The following is a 7,745-nucleotide window of genomic DNA, read 5'->3' on the forward strand; positions in this document are numbered from 1 at the left end:
CGCTGCGATTAAGCACGATTTTCTAACCATGTGATCCCTTCCCTTTTGGAATTTTATTTGGTGTTTGGTGGAGCTGTTGTGTCGCGCAGGACAAACTCGTGATCGAGCACAATGCGCCGGGCCTCTGGTTTGCCGGTTCCGCTTAGCGAGGCGACCAATTCGCGCACGGCCCTTGCGCCCAGATCGCTCAAAGGCTGGCGAACCGTGGTGAGGTATGGGCGCATGCAAGTCGCGATGCTAGAGTCATCGAAACCAACGACTGAGATATCCTTGGGAACTTTCAGCCCATGTTCCGTGTATGCCGCGACAAGCCCTGCTGCCATATCATCATTAGATGCGAAAACGGCGCTTGGGCGACTGGTATGACCGAGGTAAAATTGCCCCGCTTCATACCCTGATTGGAAATCAAAAGCACCCGGCCTTACAAGAGCATCTTCAACAGTCAGGCCAGCCGCTTCCATCGCAACACAGAAACCGGAATACCGCACATGGGTTGCGCGCTGGTTCTCACTCCCGCGAATGAAGCCAATATTTTTGTGACCAAGATCGGCGAGGTGTCGCACCACTTCAATCGCTGCTTGATAATCATCAATCTCAACCAGCAACCCTTTGTTTTGGAGCTCTACCGGCCCCACGCGAACAACAGGGATACCCATCTCTTGAAGAACGAAACCAATCTTCTCATCATTCGCATATGGGGCAAGCAATATAACACCGTCAGGACGTCTACGCTTCATCACTGTTTCGAATGCTGCACGAATATCGCGCATCGCCATCTGGTCGAGGTCTTCCATAAGGCTGATCGACAATTGATAACCCAATTCCTGACAGGCAATCACCCCGCCGAACTGGATCGAATTGACATAAACGCTGCCCGCATTGTGGCATACTAGGTTGATGTCATATGACCTGTTCCCGCGCAAAGAACGCGCCGAATGGCTTGGAACATACTCCAGCTTTTCAGCCGCCTCGCGAACCTTGCGGCGTAACTTTTCTTGTACATGTGGCTCATTGTTGAGGACACGCGAGACGGTCTTGATCGATACGCCTGCTAAGTCCGCCACATCCTTCATCTTAGCCGAGTTTTCGGATTTCGTTTGTGTCATTATACCCCTCACCCCTGCGACAGCTCATCGACGATGCGCGCATGCAGGTCGCGACTAAGTGGCATAAGGAAGAGCGTAATTGAAGCCGTGACAAGCAAAAGCGCCGGGGCAATTGCAATGAAATCGCCAAGCACCGCAGCGGTTTGAGCGGTCTGGATATCACGTTCGGGATTATATCCGATGCCCGACAACAGGTATCCTACCGCAAGACCAGTCAGGCCGCCCGATGCTTTTTGAATGAACAGGCTGGAGCCGAAAACCGCGCCTTCATCGCGTTTGCCGTAACCGAACTGGCCGTACTCGACCGTATCGGGGATCAACACCCAAATTATGATGGCAAAAGAAGGGAGCGCAAACCCGTAAACAATGAGCTGTACCGGGACTCCGGCGATCACAAAGGGTCCCGACATGAGCAACCAAAACCCTGCGGCAACGGTCAAGACCGTGCCAAGATACCAGCATTTCTTCTTGCCAAGCCAACGCGCAAGAACTGTCCAGACCGGAGTCCCCAGAATCGTCGCCACCGCATAGGAGGACATGATGACTTCCTTGTTTGCGAAAATGCTCGAATTCGCCTCGATGTAAAATGCCATGACGATCGCGACGCTCGCCCCGGCTGCGGAATTGAAGAATAGAACCACCAGCAATAAACGAAGCGCAGAGTTGCGGACGAAGGCCTCCTTGAAGGATTTGAGGCTCCAGCCGCCTTCAATAGCCTGACCGCCGAGCGGTGGCTTCTCGCGGGTGAAGGCAAAGCATGTCACCAATGCAAGCGTCGCGATAAAGGCGCCCAAAGCCGCGACCAGAAGGAAACCTGTATCCTGAGTGCTCCCCTGCGCTTCGACCCAACGACTGAAGGGGAAGAAGAACGCGGTGACGCACAGCATTCCGCAAAAAGCAAAGAACATACGCACACCCGAAAGCTCTGCGCGCTCGACCGAACTGAAAGTGAGCCTTGCCGAAAGCGCTGAATAGGGCACTGCCACGATGGTGTACGCGGTGCGGAAAATCATCGCAGCCGCCAAAAGCGCGGCGAAAAGGAACCACCCTTCCAGCGGTGGATGCCAGAATAACAGGCAAAACGAGGCTCCAAGGCCGAAACTGCCGAACAGGATGAAGGGGCGATAGACGCCGTGCTTGCTGCGATTGGTGGCTGCGATACTGGCGACAAGCGGGTCAGACACCGCATCCCACAAAAGGCCAAGCGCATAGATCCACCCGGCAAGTTTGGGGTCGAGCCCAACGACCTCAGCATACCAGAAGACAAGGATCAACGAGAGGCTGTGCCAATAGATATTGAGCCCAAAATCACCTAGCCCATAACCTGCGAGCAGACGAGCCTTTTTACCCGCCATCACCGGAGCTCCCTGTGAATCTTGGAAAGGCGCGGCGTTGGCCAAATCAGAACCGTCCCAGTCCTTGAACCTTGGTGCGCACGGCAACTAAGCGGTCGCCAGCCGTGATGAAAAGCGTCCTGCCATCCTCGCCAAAGGCGCAGTTTGCGCTCGCCCGGCCGGTGAAGATGCGGCCAAGACATGCACCATCCGGAGTGATGACCAAAACGCCTCCAGGCCCCGCCAGCATCACATAGCCGCCGCGCGTCACAGCCATGCCATCGGGAAGCCCGCCCACTTCGTGCATATAGGGTTTTGCGTCGAACCAAGTTACGTCTTCCCCAACTGTCTTTCTGGCTACCAGCGAGCCATCCTCGCCCAGCTTGAAACGTCGGATCATTGGGGCCGCAGGATCAGATTGACTGACATAAAGCCACCTCCCATCCGGCGACAACGCTATCCCATTGGGAAAGGTCATATCGTCCACAAGCCTCGTCACGCTCGCGTCAACGCCAAGGCGATATACGCCGTTGACGCTCATCTCTTTGGCAGGAGATGCATTGAGCCCTTCCAGCCCATAGGGGGGATCGGTGAAATAGATCGTGCCGTCAGCGGCCTCGATCAGATCATTGGGACTGTTGAAGCGCTTACCCTGAAATTCTGAGGTCAGCACGCGCCGTTCACCACTGGCAAAATCACGCGCTTCAACGGCGCGCTTGCCATGATTGCAGATCAGGAGTTCACCATGGCGCGCGACAAGCAGACCATTGGCGCCCGCCTCTCGCATGCCCTCAGCAAGGTCAGGCTCAACACCTGAGGGGGATAGGAACACGGCCTCACCTTCTGCCTTGGACCACGAATAAGCACGGTTGCGGGGCACGTCTGTGAAATAGAGCGTTTGCCTTTCCGCATCCCATGCAGGCCCTTCAGACCACCAATGTCCGGTTGAAAGCAATCGAGCAGGCGATGCGATGTCGATGATGGTCTCGAATGCAAGATCGAACACCTCGAACCCAATATCTGCGCTGGACGCCTCGGCGGCTGTTAAAGAACGAGGCGCGCAAGCCGTCAAACCTGCTATGGCTGAAACTGACATTAGATTTCGGCGCGACAACATCACTGCGACTCATCTCCCTCAAGCGCCTGATAATCCAATATTGACAACCTTGTCAAAAATCGCTCGTTTATAGGACAAGATGGATTCGCAAAGCGCCTTCCGATCGGAACAAAAAGGCGCGCGAGATGAGAGGATTAAATTATGAGCGCTCGCTTTTTGGGGCGAACTGCCTTGATTACCTTGCTGCCGGCTCTTGCCGCATGCACGCTAAGCTCTGCCACAACCAACGTTGTGTCTGCATCTGTTGGACAGCCTGCTGAATCCACTGAAACCGGTCAGTACGAGCAGGTTCGCCAAGCGCAGATCAGGCCGGAAATCTGGCCCGAGCTCGGCGCAACACCGCTCAATCCCGCAATCGAAGCACAGATCGATGCGATCATGGCGAAGATGACGCTTGAGCAGAAAGTCGGACAGACCATTCAGGCAGACAGCGCTTCGGTTACGCCCGAAGAGGTCAAACAATACCGCCTTGGCTCCGTGCTCAGCGGCGGCAATTCGGCCCCCGGCCCGCTGCCTTACGCCGATGCGCAAACCTGGCTCAACGTCGCGGACCAATATTGGGAGGCATCCACCGACACCGACGGGGTCGAAGTCGCTATTCCTATCATCTGGGGCATTGATGCCGTCCATGGGCACACCAACCTTTTGGGCGCGACCGTTTTCCCGCACAATGTCGGGCTGGGCGCGGCGCGCGATCCCGATTTGATTGAACGCATCATGCAGGTAACGGCCAAGGAGCTTGTCGTCTCAGGCCACGACTGGACCTTTGCCCCTACGCTAGCCGTACCACGCGATGACCGTTGGGGCCGCGGATATGAGGGGTTCTCCGAAGAGCCCGGCATTGTCGTCTCCTATTCCGACCGCATCGTCGAAGGCTTGCAAGGTGCGTTTGGCAGCGATGATTTCCTAGCATCAGGCCGCGTCCTATCCGCCGCCAAACACTATGTGGGTGACGGCGCAACCGATGGCGGGCGCGACCAAGGCGATGCCAGCATCACAGAAGAAGAGCTGCGCGATATTCACGCATTAGGCTATCTGCCCGCGCTCGAAGCGCAGGTGCAGACCGTCATGGTTTCCTTCTCCAGCTGGCAGGATATCAAGATGACAGGCAATCGCGCGCTTATCACCGATGTCCTTAAAGGTCGTATGAATTTCAACGGCTTCGTCGTCAGCGATTGGAACGCGCATGGGCAAATTCCAGGGTGCAGCAACACCGATTGCCCTGAGGCATTCAACGCCGGGATCGACATGTTTATGGCGCCCGATAGCTGGCGCGGGCTTTACGAAACCCAACTCGCCCATGCACGCTCTGGTCGTATTTCGATGGAGCGATTGGACGATGCCGTTCGGCGCATTTTGCGGGTCAAACTGCACTATGACCTCTTCAATCGCGGCGCGCCAAGCACGCGGGCAGGTGCTGGTGATACGAGTCTTTTGGCAACCGCCGAGCACAAGGCAATCGCGCGTGAGGCGGTTCGCAAGTCTCTGGTGCTCCTCAAAAACAACAACCAGACCCTGCCTCTTGCTGCCAATCAGACGGTTCTGGTCGTAGGCGACGGCGCGGATAGCATAGCCAAGGCATCGGGTGGGTGGACGCTCTCATGGCAGGGCGGCTCACACAGCAATGATGAATTTCCCGGTGGACAGTCGATCCTCGATGCCATCCGCGAGGCGGTTCAGGCGTCTGGCGGCACCGTTATTTTCGACGAAGACGCAAGCGGCAGTCATGACGCAGATGTGGTGATCGCGGTCTATGGCGAGGAAAGCTACGCCGAATTCCAAGGCGACCGCCCTCACCTCGATTGGTCCGATGGCGCTTTTGATACAGCGATGCTGTCCAAATATCGCGAGCAAGGCATGCCTGTCGTCTCAGTGTTCTTGTCCGGTCGTCCGATGTGGGTGAACCCGGAGATCAACGCCTCGGACGCCTTTGTCGCCGCCTTCCTTCCGGGAAGCGAAGGTGGCGGGGTGAGCGATCTGCTCTTCCAACGTGAGCCCGGCTTCGACTTCACCGGAAAGCTGTCTTTCTCATGGCCGCGCACCGCCGACCAAGCCACGCTTAATGTGGGCGATGAGGGGTACGATCCGCTCTTCGCGTTTGGCTATGGCCTTTCATACGCGACCACCGCGCAGGTCGCTGAGCTTTCCGAAGTTTCTGGCATCGATCCAAACGCAAGTTCCTCAGGCGACGTCCTATTCGCAGGTGGGCAAACCCCCAATCCGTGGTCCCTCTATGGCATTGTGGGAGGCACGCAGACGCGCCTTAATTCAAGCAGTTGGGACGGAGGGGCGCTCGTGTTCTCTGGCTATGATCGGCTTGCACAAGAGGACTCGCTACAAATCGAGTGGCGCGAAACGAGCCCGCTTGTGCGGATCGCCAGTCATGCGCCTGTCGATTTCACCCGCCAAAGCAATGGCGACATGGAACTGGCGTTTTTCGTGCGCAAAACCGGCGATGCATCGACGACGCTCAGCGTAGCACTGGGCTGTGAGACATTGGCGGAATGCGGGGGCGGCTTGAGCGTGCCGGTCACAAACGGTGAGTGGCAAGAAGTCCGCCTTAGCCTTGCCTGTTTTAAGGAGCGCGGCGCGAACCTTGGCGCGTTTAGCACGGGACTGCTGCTGGCGTCTTCGGCGCCCGCAAGCATCGGCATTTCCGACATCCGCATTGCGCCTGACATTGACGCCTCGAAAACCTGCGGCGCCTAACGAGGCGAGGTGAAACCAATGATTGTGGTTCTAGGCTTGCGTAAGATGCGAGTCCCAGCCCACGGCAACTAAAACACGTTGTTGAGAATCAAAAAGAGGAGCGACCAATTGTTCGCTCCTGACGTGACTCCCTGTTTTTCGTCCAACAGCGATTAGAGGCTGGCCTTGAAGGAAGGACAGACGCGATAAAGAGAACGAGGTTTACAAAAGAGCAGATCATTGGCGTACTGAAGGAAGCCGAGGCTGGAGGTATTGGAGGCCCGGAGTTTGCGGGAGCTGGAGAGCGAGAACGGAAGCTGAAGCGATTGCTGGCCGATGCGACGCTGGACAAGGCTGCACTGAAAGATCTTCTGTCAAAAAGTGGTGACACCTGCCGCGAAGCGGGAAGCGGTTGCTCATCTCCATGCGTGCCACGGGATTAGCGAACGGCGGGCGTGCCCGATACCTCCATTTAGGGGCAGTATGTTGTACGGGAGTTGACCGGGCAGATCCCGCAGCATGGCAAGCCCGGCACGATTGTTAGCGACAAAGGAACTGAGCTCACCAGCAACGCCACACTGGCATGGTGTGGTGAGATCGGCGTGCAATGGCATGACATCTCGCCAGGAAGGCCGATGCAGAACGGCCATGTCGGAGAGCTTCAACGGCCGGATGCGGGACGAATTGCTCGACGAGGCGCTTTTCATGAGCATGACGCATGCCTGGATCGAGGTCTACAACCGGAAGAGATCGCTCTCCTCTCTCGATTATGAGACACCGGCGGCGGTCGCCGCCAAACTGGATAAGCAATGGCACGGCTCTAATCCCAGTTGGGGAAAGCGGGGGGCACATCACTGTGGCTGAGAGCCAGAACTTTCTTGCGCTGATTTGCGCGGGGTTTAGCTTCGTCGAGCCTCGCGGCTGACCAAACCTTCTTCAGACGTTCGTTCGCCTGCACCAGCTGAAGCAAACGTCTGGCATCCGACACCTCCAGCCAGCCATACTTCGATTTTCACTTGTAGAAGGTCGCAGAGCTGATCCCATGAGGGAAGCGCACATCTACCTGAGCATGCCAGCTTCCTCTGCTCCTTCGCAATATTAATGATCTGCTCCTCGATGAGCCTGCTCCGCCTCGACTGTCCGTACTCTGTCCTAAAGAAAGGACCCTACTCACCACTTGGCGAAATCCGTGACCTCAAACGAGGAACGCAACCTGGCATCGCGCTCCGTTCCTTCACATCGAAACTCATTTCCTGAAGGGCTATTGGCACGCTACGCACCACGTAGTCTTCATGTAGGGCTTGCATCTCTTAACACAGGATTTTTGGATGGGCTGCCCATCTCAATTATTCAAGCCCAAGACAATGTGCCAAACTTCTTTGGCAAGCCCTACGTACAACCCCTGCGACTCGGCAGGGAAGCTGGGTTTACACTAAGCCGTGTTGACAAAAGCCTTCAGCCATAGGCGCGCTGCGGCGAGGTTGAGGAAGCTCTCGAAGG

General features: G+C 56.5%; 4 protein-coding genes and 2 pseudogenes. 3 read left to right on the forward strand and 3 right to left on the reverse strand.

The genetic code is table 11. The annotated features are described in order from the left end of the window. Window positions 1-53 precede the first annotated feature (53 nt). The 3 genes from EH31_RS11180 to EH31_RS11190 are packed head-to-tail and all read right to left on the reverse strand — an operon-like array spanning window position 54 to window position 3,536. Window positions 54-1,106, reverse strand: coding sequence for a LacI family DNA-binding transcriptional regulator (locus EH31_RS11180; protein WP_034960437.1), 1,053 nt, complete (start codon window positions 1,104-1,106; stop codon window positions 54-56). 8 nt (window positions 1,107-1,114) lie between these two features. Then, entirely contained in the window at window positions 1,115-2,461 is a 1,347-nt protein-coding gene (locus EH31_RS11185) for an MFS transporter (protein WP_034960506.1), read from the reverse strand. Between the two features lie 46 nt (window positions 2,462-2,507). Continuing rightward, window positions 2,508-3,536: an SMP-30/gluconolactonase/LRE family protein gene (locus tag EH31_RS11190; protein ID WP_206742028.1), complete on the reverse strand. Its 1,029-nt coding sequence runs from the start codon at window positions 3,534-3,536 to the stop codon at window positions 2,508-2,510. Between the two features lie 162 nt (window positions 3,537-3,698). On the opposite strand from EH31_RS11190, the gene EH31_RS11195 reads away from it, so the two are divergent. From EH31_RS11195 to EH31_RS18195, 3 genes and pseudogenes are all read left to right on the forward strand, one after another. Next, a complete protein-coding gene (locus EH31_RS11195) occupies window positions 3,699-6,266 on the forward strand; it encodes a glycoside hydrolase family 3 protein (RefSeq protein WP_034960439.1) in 2,568 nt (855 codons plus the stop codon). Between the two features lie 185 nt (window positions 6,267-6,451). Further along, window positions 6,452-6,710 (forward strand): annotated as a pseudogene (locus EH31_RS18190) (IS3 family transposase); the annotation flags it as partial. Next, window positions 6,695-7,046, forward strand: a pseudogene (locus tag EH31_RS18195) (integrase core domain-containing protein); the annotation flags it as partial. The pseudogenes EH31_RS18190 and EH31_RS18195, both read left to right, overlap by 16 nt. Between the last annotated feature and the right edge of the window lie 699 nt (window positions 7,047-7,745).

Source organism: Erythrobacter longus (assembly GCF_000715015.1).
In the GTDB taxonomy this organism is placed as follows: domain Bacteria; phylum Pseudomonadota; class Alphaproteobacteria; order Sphingomonadales; family Sphingomonadaceae; genus Erythrobacter; species Erythrobacter longus.